This window comes from Ornithinimicrobium murale, assembly GCF_003352835.1.
Taxonomy (GTDB): Bacteria; Actinomycetota; Actinomycetes; order Actinomycetales; family Dermatophilaceae; genus Ornithinicoccus; species Ornithinicoccus muralis.
Map to the genome: position 1 here is coordinate 1 of NZ_QLVD01000033.1, position 17105 is coordinate 17105.

16 protein-coding genes and 1 pseudogene are annotated in these 17105 nt (G+C 68.9%); 5 read left to right on the forward strand and 12 right to left on the reverse strand.

All coding sequences use genetic code 11. The annotated features are described in order from the left end of the window. Together DPQ65_RS15020 and DPQ65_RS15025 are read right to left on the reverse strand one after the other, a co-directional pair. On the reverse strand, window positions 1-455 hold a 455-nt coding region (locus DPQ65_RS15020), incomplete at its 3' end, for an IS607 family transposase (RefSeq protein ID WP_114908170.1). Window positions 456-517: 62 nt separating this feature from the next. Beyond that, window positions 518-901: pseudogene (locus tag DPQ65_RS15025) on the reverse strand (amino acid permease); the annotation flags it as partial. 204 nt (window positions 902-1105) lie between these two features. On the opposite strand from DPQ65_RS15025, the gene DPQ65_RS15030 reads away from it, so the two are divergent. Then, on the forward strand, window positions 1106-1741 hold the full coding sequence (locus DPQ65_RS15030) for a DedA family protein (RefSeq protein WP_114908171.1): 636 nt from the start codon (window positions 1106-1108) through the stop codon (window positions 1739-1741). Here DPQ65_RS15030 and gdhA read toward each other — a convergent pair. The 3 genes from gdhA to DPQ65_RS15045 all read right to left on the reverse strand — a co-directional run bounded on the left by gdhA (window position 1726) and on the right by DPQ65_RS15045 (window position 5242). Next, window positions 1726-3069: an NADP-specific glutamate dehydrogenase gene (gene gdhA / locus DPQ65_RS15035; protein WP_114908172.1), complete on the reverse strand. Its 1344-nt coding sequence runs from the start codon at window positions 3067-3069 to the stop codon at window positions 1726-1728. The genes DPQ65_RS15030 and gdhA overlap by 16 nt on opposite strands. A 155-nt stretch (window positions 3070-3224) precedes the next feature. Then, a complete protein-coding gene (locus tag DPQ65_RS15040; RefSeq protein WP_238146892.1) occupies window positions 3225-3917 on the reverse strand; it encodes a response regulator in 693 nt (230 codons plus the stop codon). Further along, window positions 3914-5242 carry a sensor histidine kinase gene (locus DPQ65_RS15045; protein WP_114908173.1) on the reverse strand — a complete coding sequence of 443 codons (1329 nt, stop codon included), beginning with the start codon at window positions 5240-5242 and terminating at the stop codon, window positions 3914-3916. The genes DPQ65_RS15040 and DPQ65_RS15045 overlap by 4 nt, the downstream gene beginning before the upstream one ends. 170 nt (window positions 5243-5412) lie before the next feature. Here DPQ65_RS15045 and DPQ65_RS15050 point away from each other — a divergent pair, with 170 nt between their 5' ends. Continuing rightward, window positions 5413-6258 (forward strand): DUF4352 domain-containing protein, encoded by an 846-nt coding sequence (locus tag DPQ65_RS15050; RefSeq protein ID WP_238146893.1) that lies wholly within the window; start codon window positions 5413-5415, stop codon window positions 6256-6258. 86 nt (window positions 6259-6344) lie between these two features. On the opposite strand, the gene DPQ65_RS15055 is transcribed toward DPQ65_RS15050, so the two are convergent. The 6 genes from DPQ65_RS15055 to DPQ65_RS15080 form a co-directional block, all read right to left on the reverse strand. Beyond that, window positions 6345-6872 carry a dihydrofolate reductase family protein gene (locus tag DPQ65_RS15055; protein WP_114908174.1) on the reverse strand — a complete coding sequence of 176 codons (528 nt, stop codon included), beginning with the start codon at window positions 6870-6872 and terminating at the stop codon, window positions 6345-6347. Window positions 6873-6963: 91 nt separating this feature from the next. Then, a complete protein-coding gene (locus DPQ65_RS15060; RefSeq protein WP_114908175.1) occupies window positions 6964-7971 on the reverse strand; it encodes a LacI family DNA-binding transcriptional regulator in 1008 nt (335 codons plus the stop codon). A gap of 13 nt (window positions 7972-7984) precedes the next feature. Continuing rightward, a complete protein-coding gene (locus DPQ65_RS15065) occupies window positions 7985-9397 on the reverse strand; it encodes a GH1 family beta-glucosidase (RefSeq protein WP_114908176.1) in 1413 nt (470 codons plus the stop codon). Further along, window positions 9394-10293, reverse strand: a complete 900-nt coding sequence (locus tag DPQ65_RS15070; protein WP_114908177.1) for a carbohydrate ABC transporter permease — start codon at window positions 10291-10293, stop codon at window positions 9394-9396. The genes DPQ65_RS15065 and DPQ65_RS15070 overlap by 4 nt, the downstream gene beginning before the upstream one ends. Further along, a complete protein-coding gene (locus tag DPQ65_RS15075) occupies window positions 10290-11261 on the reverse strand; it encodes a carbohydrate ABC transporter permease (RefSeq protein WP_114908178.1) in 972 nt (323 codons plus the stop codon). The genes DPQ65_RS15070 and DPQ65_RS15075 overlap by 4 nt, the downstream gene beginning before the upstream one ends. Before the next feature lie 22 nt (window positions 11262-11283). After that, entirely contained in the window at window positions 11284-12534 is a 1251-nt protein-coding gene (locus tag DPQ65_RS15080) for an ABC transporter substrate-binding protein (protein ID WP_114908231.1), read from the reverse strand. A gap of 217 nt (window positions 12535-12751) precedes the next feature. Between DPQ65_RS15080 and DPQ65_RS15085 the strand changes: the two genes are divergently transcribed. Beyond that, the gene (locus DPQ65_RS15085; RefSeq protein WP_238146894.1) at window positions 12752-13927 is read left to right on the forward strand and encodes an MFS transporter; all 1176 of its coding nucleotides are present in this window, start codon (window positions 12752-12754) and stop codon (window positions 13925-13927) included. 44 nt (window positions 13928-13971) lie between these two features. On the opposite strand, the gene DPQ65_RS15090 is transcribed toward DPQ65_RS15085, so the two are convergent. Continuing rightward, the gene (locus tag DPQ65_RS15090) at window positions 13972-16050 is read right to left on the reverse strand and encodes a DNA gyrase/topoisomerase IV subunit B (protein WP_114908179.1); all 2079 of its coding nucleotides are present in this window, start codon (window positions 16048-16050) and stop codon (window positions 13972-13974) included. Between the two features lie 221 nt (window positions 16051-16271). On the opposite strand from DPQ65_RS15090, the gene DPQ65_RS15095 reads away from it, so the two are divergent. Together DPQ65_RS15095 and DPQ65_RS15100 are read left to right on the forward strand one after the other, a co-directional pair. Further along, window positions 16272-16502 (forward strand): DUF7455 domain-containing protein, encoded by a 231-nt coding sequence (locus DPQ65_RS15095; RefSeq protein WP_114908180.1) that lies wholly within the window; start codon window positions 16272-16274, stop codon window positions 16500-16502. 115 nt (window positions 16503-16617) lie between these two features. Then, window positions 16618-17100 (forward strand): DUF456 domain-containing protein, encoded by a 483-nt coding sequence (locus tag DPQ65_RS15100; RefSeq protein ID WP_114908181.1) that lies wholly within the window; start codon window positions 16618-16620, stop codon window positions 17098-17100. The last annotated feature ends 5 nt before the right edge of the window (window positions 17101-17105 follow it).

Genomic DNA, 17105 nt, shown 5'->3' on the forward strand with positions numbered 1-17105 from the left:
CCCTCAACCTCACCATCATCGAGCACCACCAGCCTGCGGCCGTGGGCCGACAGCGCAGCCTCGATGAGTTCGGTGTTCACCCGTCCGAGCCGGTCTCGGTGCTCGACCACGACAGCAGTGACTTTGGGGTCCGCGAGCATCCTGCGAACCTTGGTACGAGAGCCGTTCATCCCGGACCCAACCTCGGCCTCCACACGCACCACCAGGCCACCAGCATCAGCAGCCCACGAAGTGAGTCGGGCTACCTGACGGCCCAGGTCATCCTTCTGATCATGCGAGGACACCCGCGCATACAACCCGAACACAGTCCGAGCCTGGGCCGGCGCATCCGGGGAGACAAGCACCGAGCGAGAGTTGATCCGCACAGCAGGCACCGGCAGCGTCCCCTCCCGAAACCACCGATAGGCAGTCTGCGGATGGACGCCCTGCTGACGTGCCCACTCGGTCAGATTCATACATTCATCACTAGAGCGTCTGTACGCGCGGTATTACTCACTATCCGAGGAACTGCTACTAACCCCTTGAACATGTTCTCCGCGAAGGCACGGGAGGCGGTCGAGGCGGACGTGATGCCGCTGGCCATGACCGTGAACGTCACCAGGAAGGTGATGAAGTGGACCTCGAACGCCCGGTGCACGAAGGACGCGGCACCACCGGCCCGTGGGTACTTGGTGACCAGCTCCAGATAGCTGAAGGCCGTGATGATCGCGATCGCGAAAGCCACGATGAACGGCAGCCAGACGGCGCCTCCGACCTCACCGGCGACCTTGCCCGTCAGGGCATAGATGCCCGTGCCGAGGATGTCGCCGACGATGAACAGCAGGAGCAGCTTGGGCCCGAGCACCCGCTTCAGTTCGGTCTCCTGCTCGCCGCCCTCGGTGTCCAGCACCTGCTCGCTCATGCTGCTGCCTCCTCGCTGAGGTCCCACCCGCCAGCCACACCGGGCTAGCCGTCAGAGTGACGCACGTCCGGGGGCTTGGCAAGCATCTGGGCAACTTCTTGACCCAATGATGGTTCGGTCCCGACGCGGGGTGACCGTAGTCTTCGGTGACCGGTCGGCGAACCCGACCACCCGGCATACCCCAGCACGAGCGACAGGCCAGCGATGTCCGGCTTCCTCGACGCAGTCAACGCCGCGCTGGTGGCTGCCGTCGAGCAGCCCTGGCTACTGCCTGCGACCTATCTGATGATCGTCCTGGACGGCATCCTGCCGATCATCCCGAGCGAGGCCCTGGTCATGGCACTCGCCGCGCTGGACGGGCCGCCGGCGCTGCCCCTGCTCATCGCGGTGGCCGCCCTCGGTGCCATCACCGGGGACAACCTGAGCTTCGCGATCGGTCGCCTGCTGGGACCTGGACGTTTCGAGCGGCTGCGGGCGGGCCGGGTGGCCAGGGCCCTGGACGCCGGACGGCGTCAGCTGGAGCACCGCCCGGCCACGGTGATCCTCACCGGTCGCTTCGTGCCGGTGGGCCGTGTCGCCGTCTACCTGGCCGCCGGGGCCAGTGGTTTCCCGCACCGCCGCTTCCTGCCGATCAGCATCCTGGGTGGCACGGTGTGGGCGGTCTACATGCTCGCCCTGGGGCTGCTGGCGGCGGCTTGGGTCGAGGGCAACCCGCTGTTCAGCGCCGTGGTCGGGGCCGGGCTGTCGCTGATGCTGGGTGCCGGGGCCGATCTGGTCATCCGGTGGCATCGGGCCCGGCGGGTGAGGGCCAAGGTGCCCTTCCCTCAGATCACTCCTTGAGCAATCATCGCGTCCGCCACCTGCACGAAGGCCGCGGCGTTGGCACCGAGCACGTAGTTGCCCGGCACGTCATACTCCTCAGCGGTTGCCGCGCACCGTTCATGGATGCCGCGCATGATCTCGGCCAGTCGCCCCTCCGTGTGCTCGAAGCTCCAGGAGTCGCGGGAGGCGTTCTGCTGCATCTCCAGCGCGCTGGTCGCCACCCCACCGGCGTTGGCGGCCTTGCCGGGTGCGAACAACACCCCCGCCTCGCGGAGAGTCCGGACCGCGGCCGGGGTGGCCGGCATGTTGGCGCCCTCTCCCACGGCCAGGCAGCCGTTCCTGACCAGGGCGAGCGCCCCGTCCTCGTCCAGCTCGTTCTGGGTGGCGCACGGCAGAGCGACCCGGCAGGGGACGTCCCAGATGGAGCCGCCGGCGACATATTGCGCGCCCCGCTGCTCGGCATACACCGAGATCCGTTCCCGGCGGACCTCCTTGATGTCCTTGAGCAGCTCCAGGTCGATGCCCTTCTCGTCGACGACATAGCCGCTCGAGTCCGAACAGGCGACGACCTTGCCACCGAGCTGGTGCACCTTCTCGATGGCGTAGATCGCGACATTGCCCGACCCCGACACGATGACGCGCTGGCCGTCCAGGGAGGCGCCCTTGGTGTGCAGCATCTCCTCGACGAAGTAGACCAGCCCGAAGCCGGTGGCCTCCTTGCGGACCTGGGAACCGCCCCAGCCCAGGCCCTTGCCGGTGAGGACGGCCGACTCGTAGCGATTGGTGATCCGCTTGTACTGCCCGAACAGATAGCCGATCTCCCGGCCACCGACACCGATGTCGCCGGCGGGGACGTCGGTGTACTCCCCGATGTGCCGATAGAGCTCGGTCATGAAGGACTGGCAGAACCGCATGATCTCCATGTCGGAGCGACCCTTGGGGTCGAAGTCCGACCCGCCCTTGGCACCACCGATCGGCAGGCCGGTCAGCGCGTTCTTGAAGATCTGCTCAAAGCCGAGGAACTTGACCGTGCCCAGCAGCACGCTGGGGTGGAAACGCAGCCCACCCTTGTACGGGCCCAGAGCCGAGTTGAACTCCACCCGGAATCCGCGGTGAATCTCGATCTTGCCCTTGTCATCAACCCACGGGACCCGGAAGATAATCTGACGCTCAGGCTCACACACCCGCGGGATGACCCGGGCCTCGGCATAACTGGGGTGCTTGCGCACCACCGTGCCCAGGCTGTCCAGGACCTCCAGCACCGCCTGGTGGAACTCGGTCTCTCCGGGATTGCGCTGCAAGACCTGCTCGTAGAGGGGGGCAAGGGCAGGATCTAGTGAGTGCATGCAACAACTCCCGTTCCGGGTGGGGGCGGAGGGGCCAGAATATACGGATATCCGCATAGTCATGCACATCTGGGCTGTGGAACCGCTCACAACAGACCGGGTGAGAGCGGAACTCTTCCGGCCCTGACGTTGGGGCGCGGGGAGTCCTCCGGACCTCAGGTCGTGGTGGGCGCAGGGTGCTGCAACCACCCGGCCCGCTCGGCCAGGACGGCCACCTCGACGCGACTCGTGCAGCTCAGGCGGGCCAGGACCGCGCGCAGATGACTCTTGACGGTGGCCTCACTGACGAACAGCTCGCGTGCCACGTCGGCGTTGGACAGTCCGCGCCCCACCCGGATGACGATCTGCCGCTCCCGCTCGGTGAGCCCGGCGAGTTGCGCGGCGGCCTCCCGGCGTTGCGTCACCACCGGATGGGCAACGACGTGCTGGAACAGCTCGGGGACGCTGGCGGGCGAGAGGACCCCCTCCCCCGCGGCCACCCGCCGGATGGCGTCGATGATCTCGGTCGGTCCGGCCGTCTTGAGCAGGAAGCCCGCCGCACCGGCCTCGACCGCCCGCATGGCGGCAGAGTCCTCGGCGAACGTGGTCAACACGATCACCCGCGGAGGGTTGGCTCCGGCCAGCACCTCTCGCGTGGCCGTGATGCCGTCGACCCGCGGCATCCGCACGTCCATCAGCACCACGTCGGGATGGTGCCGCTGGACGGCCGTCACCACCAGGTCTCCGTCGCCGACCGAGCCCACCACCGTGATGTCAGCGGACGTGGACAACATGAGCTCCAGCCCCGCACACACCAGGGGGTCATCGTCCACGAGCAAGACCCGCACCCCGCGGCCGTCCGCACTCACTGGCGCACCTCCTGTCGCTCGGCCTGCGGGGCAGGGATCCAGGGCAACTGGACCGCCACCCGGAAGATCTGCTCGTCGTCGAGACCGTGTCGCACGGTCCCGCCCAGCAGGCCAACGCGCTCGGAGACTCCGGTCAGCCCGTTGCCCACCGGCCCCGGGTGCTGGGTGGTCAGGTGGTTGGCCGTTTCGATGCGGACTCCCACCTCTGGCCCACCCTGGACCACGAGCCGCACCGGCGCTCCGGGGGCGTGCCGGCGAGCATTGGTCAGCAGCTCCTGGACGATGCGATAGACCGCACGGGCCAGCGCCGGGTCGGCGGCCTCGGCCTCGGACAGGTAGACCGTGGAGATGACCGGCATGCCACCATCCACGGTCTCGTCGATCACGGTCGGCAGGTCGCTCAGGGAGGGTGTCGTCGTGTGGTTGAGGGCCGTCTCCTCCGGCTCCCGCAGCACCCGGAGCAGAGACTGCAGGTCGTTCATCGCCTGCTGGGCGCTCTCCCGGATCAGCGCAGCACTGTGAGCCAGCCGAGGGTCCTGGCCAGCGGCGACCTGCAGACCACCAGCGTGCAACGACAACAAGGAGAGCCGGTGGCCGATGACGTCGTGCACCTCCCGGGCGATCAGGTCGCGCTCGGCCTGCCGCCCCAGCCGGTCGCTGAGGACCTCGCTGCTCTGCTGGGCGGCGTCGGCCCGCCCCTGGGTGACGGCCAGGGCCACCCGGTTGCGCATGAACATCCCGGCCCCGACGGCCGCACCGAGCAGCGCCATCGCCACGATGAGTGGCACCCACATGGACAGGTCAGCTGGCACCGCCTGACCCGCGGGATGGGTTGTGGTCATCGACTTGAGCAGGGAGGAGTCGGTGGTGCGCCCGCTGGCGTCCCGGACGAGGGCAACCGCTGTTGCCAGGCCCACGAGGGCCACGCACGCCCACACCAGCCGCCCGGAGCGGGCCCGCACCAGGGCGGCCAGCGCGAACAGGGCCGCCGTGGCATCCAGCGGGAGGAGCAGGGGCAGTGAGGCACTCAGCAGGGTGACGGCATACGGCGCAGTGTGCCGGCGGCGCAGTGCCACCACGACGACGATGGCGCCGACCAGGGCAGCAAGGACCAGGAGGTTCCGGATGCCGGTGACCTCGCCCGTCGGGGAGTCCTCCGCCCACCTGGAGAGAGCCGCGCCCAGTGCGAGCAGGGACCCGGTCAGGCACACCAGAACCATCAGCCCGAAGCGGGCGGCCCGGCCCACCGGCCGTAGGCGAGCCGTGCCGGTGCCGAGCACAAACGGACGCGAGATCGGCTCGGCGTCAGGCGACATGGTGGACATAGCCCAGAGCGTAGGAGGGGGCACTGACACTGCGACACCTCCGATCGGCTAGGGCAGTCGTCGGATGGTTAGCCGATCGGCTAGCCGGGTGTCCCCGGTCGGACGATGTGGCGGGGCCCGGGCCCGGGGTGTGCTGAACCCATCACATCCCGAGACCACAAGGAGTCACCGTGAACACCACGCCGCCACCCCCGCCCGGACAGCAGCCTCACCTCACCTGGGAGGACCCGCAGCCCGGCCGTGACCAGCACCCGATGCACCAGGGATGGGGATCAGGTCACCCCTCCGCACCGCCGGTCCCACCCCAGCCGGAGGCCCCGAAGCGGTCCTGGTTCCGCAGGCACAAGATCCTGACCGCCCTGCTGGCGATCGTGGCCCTGATCGTGGTGGTCAACCTCGCCGGTGGTGGCGAGGAGGAGACGCCCGCCGCGAGTGAGGAGCCCGCCGCCGCCGAGGAGGCACCCGCCGACGGCGCGGCCGAGGAGCCCGCCGCGCCGGAGCCGGCGAGTGGGCAGGCCGCCGCCGAGGACGAGGCGGAGCCCGTCGATGAGGAGGCACCCGCCCAGGAGCCCGCTCCGGAGCAGGTGAGCGAGGATCCTGTCGAGGAGGAAGCCCCGGCGGCGGACTCCCCCGGCCTGGGCGACGCGGTCCGCGACGGCAACTTCGAGTTCACCGTGAACGAGGTGCAGACCGGTCTGACCACGATCGGCGAGGGCTTCACCCAGGAGAGCCCGCAGGGCCAGTTCGTCCTGGTCGACGTCACGGTCACCAACATCGGCGACAAGGGGACCGCCCTGTTCGACAACAACCAGCTCCTGATCGACGACCAGGGCCGCCAGCACGAGACCTCCAGCTCCAGCATCTGGCTCGACGAGGCCATCTCGCTGGATGACATCAATCCGGGCAACTCGGTCAGCGGCGTCCTGCTCTATGACATCCCCGCCGACGCCGTGCCCACCTCCGTCGAGCTGCACGACTCGATGTTCTCCGGCGGGGTGACGGTGGCACTGCAGTAGGCCGGGTTCGCAGACCGGCCGCTGGGTAGCGGCCCACCTGACAGCCGCGCAGAGCAGGGAACTCCTGGTCGGCGCGGCTGCTTCACTCAGCGGACGACGCGATACCAGAGCTCGCCGGTCTCCGGGAGGAGCTCGAGCCCGATCTCGCCGAGGTCGCTGGGCTCGAACGCCCGGGTGCCACCACCCAGCAGGACCGGGCAGACGAACAGCAGGATCTCCTCGAGCAGGCCGGCCCGCAGACAGGCCTGCGCAGTGGCTGCCCCGAGCACGTTGACATAGCGGTCACCGGCCAGTTCCCGGGACCGCTCGACGGCCCGCACCAGGTCGGTCTCGAACTCCACGCCGGGCACCGGCTCAGTGGCCGGGGTGCGCGTCAGCACGACGGTGCCCCCGTCGTACCGTCCGCCGAAGGCTCCCTCGGACTCGGTGCCCCTGTTCGGGTCGTCCCCACGGAAGGTGCGTCCGCCCACCAGCAGGCACCCAGTCCTGGTATGCAGTGTCTCGACTGTGGGGCTCGGGTCACCCGGGTGCCGGGTGAGCCAGGACATGTCCCCGCCGGGGCCGGCGATGAACCCGTCGAGCGACATGGAGGCGGAGTAGAGCAGCGTGGCCATCAGATTTCCTTCAAGGGTGCGCGAAAAACGGTTGGCGATGCCACTACCGACCCGGACTGGTTCCGGAACTCATCGGGAGGGTCATCTCCGGTCAGGCCGACTCGCGCACGACGAGTGAGGTCGTCAGGATCTCGGGCTCAACAGTCTCCCCGTCCATCACCCGGAGCAGCAGATCGACTGCGCAGGAGGCCATCTCGGCGATCGGGTTGACCACGGTCGTCAGCGCCGGGCGGCTCATCGTCGCGGCCGGCGAGTCGTCATAGCCGACCACCGCGACGTCGTCGGGCACCCGCCGCCCGGCCACGCCGAGCTCACCGATCGCCGAGACCGCCATCTGGTCGGAGGCGACGAACAGTCCGTCGAGGTCAGGGCACCCCTCCAGCAGGCGCCGGGTCGCTGCCGCTCCCCCGGCTGCCGTGAAGTCACCGTGCTCGACCAGGGTCACCTCGAGTCCGGCCTGCTCCACCGCCTGCTTCCAGCCCGCCAGCCGGTCCTGACCGGCACTCATGTCCATCGGTCCGGTGACCGTCCCGATCCGGCGGCAGCCCCGCGCCACTAGGTGTTCGGCAGCGAGCGCGGCGCCTGCGGCGTTGTCGACATCCACGTACGGGACCCGGGCCTCCTCGGCATACGGCCGCCCGAGGAAGACCGAGGGCAGCCGGGTCTCGGCGAGCACCCGCCACAGGTTGTCGTTCTGGTGGTGGCTGACCACGATCGCCCCGTCGGTGTGCCCGCCCCGCAGGTAGCGCTCCATCCGGTGGTCACCGTCATCGGGGTTGCCCATCACCAGGACCACCTGCATCGGCAGACTGCCGATCGCGCGGGTGACGCCTTTGAGAGTGCCCGAGAAGAAGGGGTCGGAGAAGACCCGTTCGTCGGACTCGGGCACCACCACGGCGATCGAGTCGGCGGCGCGGGTCACCAGCCGGCGGGCGGCCCGGTTGGGTCGATAGCCCAGCTCGGAGACCGCGGCGCTGACCGCCGCCCGGGCCGCGTCGCGCACCCGCGGGTCGGCGTTGATCACCCGGGACGCGGTCGCCCGGGAGACACCGGCGCGGGCCGCGACGTCCTCCAGGGTCGGCGCGTTGCGGGTGGACACAGCAGGACTCCTCTCAGTCGACGCGGTTCGATCCTGCCACCGTCGCGTACCACCGCGCGCTCGCCTTGGGCACCCGCACCAGCGTGTCGTAGTCCACCCGCACGATCCCGAACCGCTTGTCGTAGCCGTAGGCCCACTCGAAGTTGTCCAACAGCGACCACAGGAAGTAGCCCTCGACCTGCACGCCCTGCGCCATCGCGTCGTGCACCGCCCCCAGGTGGGTGCGCACATAACCGAGCCTGTCGTCGTCCTGCACGAACCCGTCCGCGTCGGGCTGGTCGTCATAGGCCGCACCGTTCTCGGTGACGTAGAGCTGGGTGCCGGCCGGCCCGGAGTAGTCCCGCTGCAGGCGGAGCAGCAGGTCGGTGAGCCCCTGGGGCCGCACCTCCCAGCCCATCGCGGTGCGTGGCACGTCCTGGGGGACGAACTCGACGTGCTCGGAACCCACGTTGGCGCTCGGCCCGCCTGCCACCCGGGCCCGGTCAGCGGCCGCGTGGGCGTCCTCGGGCGGGACGCCGCGGACCGTGTTGCCGCTGTAGTAGTTCACTCCCAGGACGTCCATCGGGGCGCTGATCAGGGACAGGTCACCGTCGACGACCAGGTCCTCTGGCCACACCGAGGCCAGGTCCTCCAGGACGTCGGGGCTGTAGCGGCCCCGGAACAGCGGGTCCAGGAAGTAGCGGTTGCTCAGCCCGTCGATGCGGCGCGCGGCGTCCCGGTCCCCCGGACTGTCGGGGTCGGCCGGTGTCACGTCGGCGAAGTTCAGGGTGAGCCCCAGGCTCAGGTCGGCGTCCCGCGAGCGCAGCTCGTGGGTCGCCAGTCCGTGAGCCAGCAGCAGGTGGTGGGCGGCGCGGACCCCGGCCACCGGGTCGGTGAGGCCCGGGGCATGGCGCCCCTCGGCATACCCCAGGAAGGAGCTGCACCAGGGCTCGTTGAGCGTGGTCCAGAACCGGATCCGGTCTCCCAGCGCGTCGTGGACGGCGGCGGCATAGTCGGTGAAGCGGTATGCCGTGTCCCGGCTCGGCCAGCCCCCCGCCTCCTGCAGGGCCTGGGGGAGGTCCCAGTGATAGAGGGTCAGCCAGGGCACCACGTCCCGGGCGAGGAGCTCATCGGTCAGGCGGCGGTAGAAGTCCAGGCCCGCCTGGTTGACGGCCCGCCCGTCCGGCATGACCCGGGCCATGGAGACCGAGAAGCGGTAGGCGCCGAGGTTGAGCTTCTCCATCAGGGCGACGTCCTCGGCATACCGGTGGTAGTGGTCGCAGGCCACGTCACCGTTGTGCCCCTCGTGCACCTTGCCGGGGGTGCGCGCGTAGGTGTCCCAGATGCTGGCGCCGCGGCCGTCCTCCCACGCGGCCCCCTCCACCTGGTAGGCGGCGGTCGCCGACCCCCAGAGGAACCCGTCGGGGAAGAGCTTGGGTGCGTTCATTGCTTCACGGCTCCTTGCATGATGCCGGAGACCAGTTGGCGACCGGCGACGACGAACAGGATCAACAGCGGGATGGTGGCCAGCAGCGCGCCGGCCAGGACGAGTGAGTAGTCCACCCAGTGGGCGGCCTGCAGCTGTTGCAGGGCCACGGGCAGGGTCGGGTTGCTGGACCGGAGCACGATGAACGGCCAGAAGAAGTTGGTCCAGGTGGCCACGAAGGTGAACAGACCGAGCATCGAGGCGGCCGGGCGGGCGGCCACCAGCCCGACGTGCCAGAAGGTGCGGATCATGCTGCAGCCATCGATGCGCGCCGCCTCGATGAGCTCGTCCGGCACCGCGGACGAGAGGTACTGCGTCATCCAGAACACACCGAAGGCAGTCACCAGGGCGGGCACGATCACCGCCTGCAGCTCACCGGTCCAGCCGAACCGGGCCATCACCTGGTAGAGCGGGATGACCCCGAGTTGGGTGGGGACAGCCATGGTCGCGATGACGAAGACCAGCAGTGGCGTCCGCCCGCGGAACCGGAGCTTGGCGAAGGCGTAGCCGGCGAGGGTGGCGAAGAAGACCACCGAGGCCGACACCACCGTGGAGACGATGATCGAGTTGAGCGTCGCCTGCCAGAAGTCGACGGTGTCGATGACGGTCGCGGCGTTCGCCAGGAAGTTGCCGCCCGGGATCAGCGGGAAGGCATCCCGGGACAGGATCGTGGAGTCGTGGCTGGCGACCAGGAAGGACCACCAGAGCGGGAACAGCCCGCCGAGGACCACCGCGGCCAGCAGGCCGTAGACCACCTTGCCCGGTCGGTCGGTGTAGGAACGGCCCGTGGTCCGCCGCCCCTTCTCGGGCGTCTCGGCGATCAGGGGCTCGCCGGGCACCGGTGGGACAGCACTCATCGCTTCACCTCCGCACTGGAGATCAGTCGGGTGACCAGGAAGTTGATCAGGCCGATGACCACGATGATCAGGAAGAGCAGGACCGCGATGGCCGAGGCACGTCCGAAGTTGGACCGGGTCCAGCCCTGCTCGTAGAGCAGGATCGTCAGGGTCTGCCACTGCCCGTCCGCCCCACCGCGTCCGAACTGGTCATAGAGCCGGGCCTCGTCGAAGATCTGCAGACCACCGATGGTGCTGGTGATGACGATGAAGATGATCGTGGGGCGCAGCATCGGGATGGTGACCGAGAGGAACTGTCGGACCTTGCCCGCCCCGTCGATCGAGGCCTGCTCATACAGATCCCGCGGGATGGCCTGCATCGCGGCAAGAAAGATGAGCGCGTTGTAGCCGGTCCAGCGGAAGTTCACCATGGTGGCGATCGCGATGTGACTGGGCAGCCGCTGGGCGTGCCAGCCGATGGGGTCGATGCCGACGAGCCCGAGCATGCTGTTGATCAGGCCGTACTTGTCGGCAAACAGGTTGGAGAAGATCAGCGAGACCGCCACCGGGGCCACCACGTAGGGCAGCAGGACACCCATCCGCCAGAACGTCTTGGCCCGCAGGTTCGCATCGAGCAGGGCCGCGATGGTGATCGCGCAGATGACCTGGGGCACCGAGGACAGCAGGAAGATGCTGAAGGTGTTGCCCAACGCCTTCCAGAAGTCGCGACCACCGAGGACATCGGTGAAGTTCTTGGCACCGACGAACTCACCCTGACCCATGATCAGGTCCCAGTCGTGCAGGGCGACCCAGCCGGTGTAGACCAGCGGGAACAGCCCGGTCACGAAGAACAGGATGAAGAACGGGGAGATGTAGAGGTAGGGACTCAGTCGTAGGTCCCACCGGCTGAGCCGGCCCCCGAAGCCGATGCGCTTCGGGGGCGGCTCAGTGGCGTCCGTCGGACGACGGAGGGTTGACGTGGCGCTCACTGATCAGCTCCCGGCGGCCGACTCAGCCCAGGGCCTCCACGTCGGAGACGAACTTGTCCCAGGAGGTCTGGGCGTCGTCGGTGCCGTCCACGTCGACGCGGGTCAGCGCGTCCTGGAGGGCGGTGTTGATCGAGAAATAGTCCGGTCCCTTGTAGGGCTGGAAGGTGATCGCCTTGGCCCGGTCGACGAAGATCTGGCCGGTCGGGGCCTCGTTGAAGAAGGCGTTGGTCGAGCCGAGCAGCGTCTCGGACTCCAGTGCCTCGACCTGGCTCGGGAAGGTGCCCTTGGCCTCGAAGGCCTTGATCTGCTGCTCGGGGTCGGTCAACCAGGTCGCCAGGGCGGTGGCCTCCTCGAGGTGCTCGCCCTGGGCGGGCACCGTCAGGTAGGACCCACCCCAGTTGCCGGCGCCACCGGGAAAGACGTTGGCCACGTCCCAGCCGTCGACGCCCTCGGCCGCGCCCTCGACGACGCCGAGCATCCAGCCCGGGCAGAGCATGGTCGCGAAGGAGGACTGCTGGAAGCCGTCGTTCCAGTCGGCGCTCCACTGACCCAGCCCCGCGGACAGCTCGTCGTCGACCGCGGCAGCCAGCACCGCGTCATACAGCGCCTTCACCTCGGGGTTGGTGGTGGCGATGATCTCGCCGCTGGGGTCCTGGTAGGCGACCTCCACCTGGTTGATCATGCCCTGCCAGGTGGCGTTGGCGGAGTCGAACCAGGCGGCGTCGGACGCGGCCACGAACTCCTTGCCGACGTCGAAGTAGTGCTGCCAGTCGCCCTCGAGCAGCTCGGCGACCTTCTCGCGGTCCGACGGAAGCCCGGCCTCCTCAAAGAGATCAGCGCGGTAGCAGATGGCCTGTGGCCCGTTGTCCGTGCCGTAGCCGATGAGCTTGCCGTCCTCGGTGGTGGCGGCCTCGACCTTCCAGTCCTGCCAACGCCCCTCGACCTCGGCGTGGGCGAGGTCCTCGAACTTGTCGGGATACTGCATGAACTCCACGAGCCAGTCGATCTCGATGGCCTCGATGTCCGCCGCTCCGGAGTCGGCGCCGAGGCTGTTGCGCAGAGCGTCGCGGGCGTTGTCTGCGGTGTCGGCCTTGACGTGCTCGATGGTGATGTTGTCGTGGAGCGACTCGTACTCGGTGAACAGCTCCTCGTAGCCGAACTCGTTGAAGGTCGCGACCGACAACGTGATCTGCCCGTCCGCCTCGGTCGAGCCGTCCTGGTTGCTGTCCCCGTCGTCCCCGTCCCCACCGCAGGCGGCGAGGCTGAGGGTCATCGCGGTCGTGGCGACCGCGGCGGTGATCGTGCGCCGGGTGGGTTGCACTGTGTAACTCCCTTGTCACATGGCGGGCTTCTCCCGCCGGTCCAGTGTGGTCGAGAGCATTCTGTGAGAGCGCTCTCACAAAGAGACTGACGCACAGCTCTCGGGTTGTCAAGCACCACCCACGATCCGTGCGTGCCGGGCCGGCCAGTGGCGGCGTAGGGTCCGGACTGTGAACACGTCCGTCTGGCGCGCCGCCGGGATGCGGCCGCTGCTGATCATGAGCTTCCTGGGCTTCTGCGGCTATGCCGCGCTGCTCCCGGTGGCTCCGCTCTGGGCGGTGCACGGTGGCGCCGACGAGGCCGGGTCCGGGCTGGTCAACGGGGTGTTCATGGCCCTGACCGTCCTCACCCAGCTGGTGGTCCCGACGGCACTGCGCCGATTCGGGTGGGGTCCGGTGATGGCGGCGGGCATGCTGCTGCTCGGGGTGCCCTCGCTGTTTCACCTGCTCAGTGACGAGCTCTGGGTGATCCTCGGCCTGGCCGTGGTGCGCGGCATGGGGTTCGGTGTCCTGACCGTGACCGGCAGCGCCGTGGTCGCGGACCTGGTGCCCGCCGGACAGCGCGGCCGAGCGGTCGGCGTCTACGGACTGGCCATCGCCTCCACCCAGGTCTTCCTGCTGCCGGCCGCGCCGTGGCTGGCCGACAACGCCGGCTACTGGGTCGTTTTCGCTCTGGGGGCACTCCCGGTCCTCGGGGCCCCGGCCGCCCCCACTCTCGCCAGGGTTCTGCATGGCCAGCCGGGCCCCGAGGACACCGGCGAGCGCCCTCCCTATGTGCGCCTGATCCGGCCGATGGTCCTGCTCCTGGCGGTGACCCTCGCCGGCGGCGCCCTGATCACGTTCACCGCGCAGATGAGCAGCAGCTCCACGCTGACCGTCGTCGGGCTCATGGTGTTCTCGCTGATGGCGGCCGCCTCCCGCTGGCAGGTGGGCGCCCTCGCCGATCGGGCCGGAGCGCACCGGTTCGTCTGGCCGCTGGTCGTGCTCAGCGCCGTGGGGATGCTCGTCATCGCCTGGTCGGTGCGCGACCAGGCGGCCACCGCGGCCCTCGCCCTGCTGGTGGGTATGGCGATCGTGGGGACCTGCTACGGCGGGCTGCAGAACCTGACCATGCTCATCACCTTCTCCGCCGTGACCCGCCGCCACTTCAGTCAGGCCAGTGCCGTGTGGAACATCGGCTTTGACGCGGGCACCGGGCTGGGGTCGGTGGTGGTGGGGCTGGTCGCCGCCGGGAGCTCGTTCAGCACCGCCCTGGTCGTGGTCGCCGGGACGTGCTTGGCGACCCTGCCGCTGGCGCTGGTCCGGAGCCGACCACAGCGTTCGCCGGCGGACGGCCGGTCCGGCTGACCGTCGACCGGTCGTGACCACGCCCTCCGGCGGCCGTCGGATCCTCAGGCGTCGATGCGCTCGCGGTCCAGGTCGTCGGAGGAGGCGATGATGAAGTCCTTGCGTGGCGCGACATCCGAACCCATCAACAGGTCGAAGACCTGCTCGGCAACGGCCGCGTCGTCCAGGGTGACCCGGCGCAGCGTGCGGTGGCGCGGGTCCATCGTGGTCTCGGCGAGCTGGTCGGCATCCATCTCGCCCAGGCCCTTGTATCGCTGCATCGGCTGCTTGATGGTGCGACCGGCCTTGGTCAGGGCCGCGACCTTCTTGCGCATCTCCTGCTCGGAGTAGGTGTAGAACATCTCCTTGGGTCGGCGCCCGGACGCGTTGACCTCGATGCGGTGCAGCGGCGGCATCGCGGCGAAGACCCGGCCCTCCGCGACCAGCGGCCGCATGTAGCGGAAGAAGAGAGTCAGCAGCAGGGTGCGGATGTGGGCGCCGTCGACATCGGCATCGGTCATGATGATGACCTTGCCGTAGCGGGCCATGTCCAGGTCGAAGGTGCGACCGGAGCCAGCACCGACCACCTGGATGATGGCCCCGCACTCGGCGTTGTTGAGCATGTCCGAGACCGAGGCCTTCTGGACGTTGAGGATCTTGCCGCGGATGGGCAGCAGCGCCTGGTAGTCCGAGGTGCGCGCCAGCTTGGCGGTCCCCAGGGCGCTGTCTCCCTCCACGATGAACAGCTCGGTCTTGTCCGGGTCACTGGAGCGGCAGTCGGCCAGTTTGGCCGGCAGCGACGAGGACTCCAGAGCGTTCTTGCGCCGCTGGGTCTCCTTGTGCATCCGTGCCGAGATGCGCGTCTTCATCTCGGCGACGACCTTCTCCAGCAGCTGGCTGGCCTGGGCCTTCTGGTCCCGCTTGGTCGAGGTCAGCAGCGCGGTCAGCTCCTGCTCCACCACCCGCGAGACGATCGAGCGGACGGCGCTGGTGCCCAGGACCTCCTTGGTCTGTCCCTCGAACTGCGGCTCGGCCAGCCGGACCGTGACCACGGCTGTCAGGCCGGCCAGGATGTCATCCTTCTCGACCTTGTCGTTGCCGACCTTCAGGCGCCGGGAGTTGGTCTCCAGCTGCTTCTTGAACACCTTGAGCACCGACTGCTCAAAGCCGGCGACGTGGGTGCCGCCCTTGGGGGTGGCGATGATGTTGACGAAGCTGCGGGCGGTTGTCTCATAGCCGGTCCCCCACCGCACCGCGATGTCCACAGCACAGTCCCGCTCGACCTCCTTGGGCGACATGTGCCCCTTGGAGTCCAGCACCGGCACGGTCTCGGTGAAGCTGCCGCTGCCCTGCAGCCGCCAGGTGTCGGTGAGGGCCGGGTCGGCGGCCAGGAACTCGGCGAACTCGGTGATGCCGCCGTCGTAGGAGAACACCTCCTCGGAGGTCTCCTCCCCGCGCTCGTCGCGGACCACCAGGGTGAGCCCGGGCACCAGGAAGGCGGTCTGCCGGGCGCGGGACACCAGCTCGTCGTAGGCGAACTGCGCCGACTTCAGGAAGATCTGTGGGTCTGCCCAGTAGCGGATGCGCGACCCGCTCACCCCGCGCTTGAGTCTGCCCTTGGTCCGTAGCTCCGAGGTCCGCTGGAACGCCTCGAAGGGCGCCTCCGGGCTGGGCTCACCCTGGTCGGTGAAGACTCCCGGCTCGCCACGGCGGAAACTCATCAGGTGGGTCTTGCCGGCGCGGTCGACCTCGACATCCAGGCGGGAGGACAGCGCGTTGACCACGGAGGCACCGACGCCGTGCAGACCACCTGAGGCGGTGTAGGACCCGCCACCGAACTTGCCCCCGGCGTGCAGCTTGGTGAAGACCACCTCGACCCCGGTCAGCCCGGTGCGCGGCTCCACGTCCACCGGGATGCCACGCCCGTTGTCCCGGACCTCGACAGAGCCGTCGGCCAGCAGGATGATCTCGATGCGGTCACCGAAGCCGCCGAGGGCCTCATCGACGGAGTTGTCGATGATCTCCCACAGACAGTGCATCAGCCCGCGTGAGTCGGTCGAGCCGATATACATGCCAGGGCGCTTGCGAACGGCCTCCAGCCCCTCGAGAACCTGCAGGTGTCTGGCCGAGTAGTCCTGCGCCACGGGTGGGGTGCTCCTTCACTGCCGGGATCGTCGCCAGCAGGTTAACCCGTGCTCGGCCAGGTGGCCGTAGGCGCGGCGAGTGGGGCCTCTGCCGGTCGTTGTGCCGAGAGCGGAAAATGCGCCGAAGGACGGCGTTTGAGCGACTGTGGAACAGGGGGACGTGCTTGACTGTTATGCACAGTGACAGATTGAGGCGTTGCGACGAGAGTAGGGAGATCGACGTGAACACCACCCTTGCACCAGACCTGACAGTAGCCGATCGCTGCGACCGCTGCGGCGCACAGGCCTACGTCCGGGTGACGCTCGGCGAGGGTCTCGAGCTCCTGTTCTGCGCCCACCACGGGCGCAAGTATGACGACAAGCTCCGGGACCTGGACGACGTGAAGATCCAGGACGAGACCCACCGACTGCACGAGAGTGAGGCGACCCCGGAGCCCCTGGGCGCGGAGTGATCGCACGGCACACGTTCAGGAAGCGGGCCCTCCGGCCCACCACCTGAGACACTGACGACCGGTAGCCCCTCGGGGCTGCCGGTCGTCTGTTGTCCCGCCACCCCGAAGGGCCCCTATGTCAGTCGTGGAATGGATCGTCGTCGCCGTCATGCTGGTCGGCCTGATCGGCATCGTCATCCCGGTCCTACCCGGTCTGCTCCTCATCGTGGGAGGGGTGGCGCTCTGGGCCACGGAGCAGCAGTCGCCGGCCGGGTGGTGGGTGCTCGGCCTGACCGTGGCCCTGTATGCCGCGTGCCTGGTCCTGGAGTTCCTCATCCCGGGCAAACGGATGAGGAAGGCGGGAGTGAAGACCTCGACGCTGCTCATCGGCGTGCTGGTCGCCATCCCGTGCGCGATCGTGATCCCCGTGCTGGGTGCCTTCATAGGGTTCCCACTCGGCATCTTCCTGGTCGAGCTGTCCCGCCGGGGTGGTCGGGCTCAGGCGTGGGCGGCGACCAAGCACGCCCTCAAGGCCGTCGGGCTGAACATCCTGATCGAGTTCCTCACCGCCGTGCTCATCATCGGGCTGTGGGTCGCCGCCCTGATCTTCTGGACCTGAGCCGG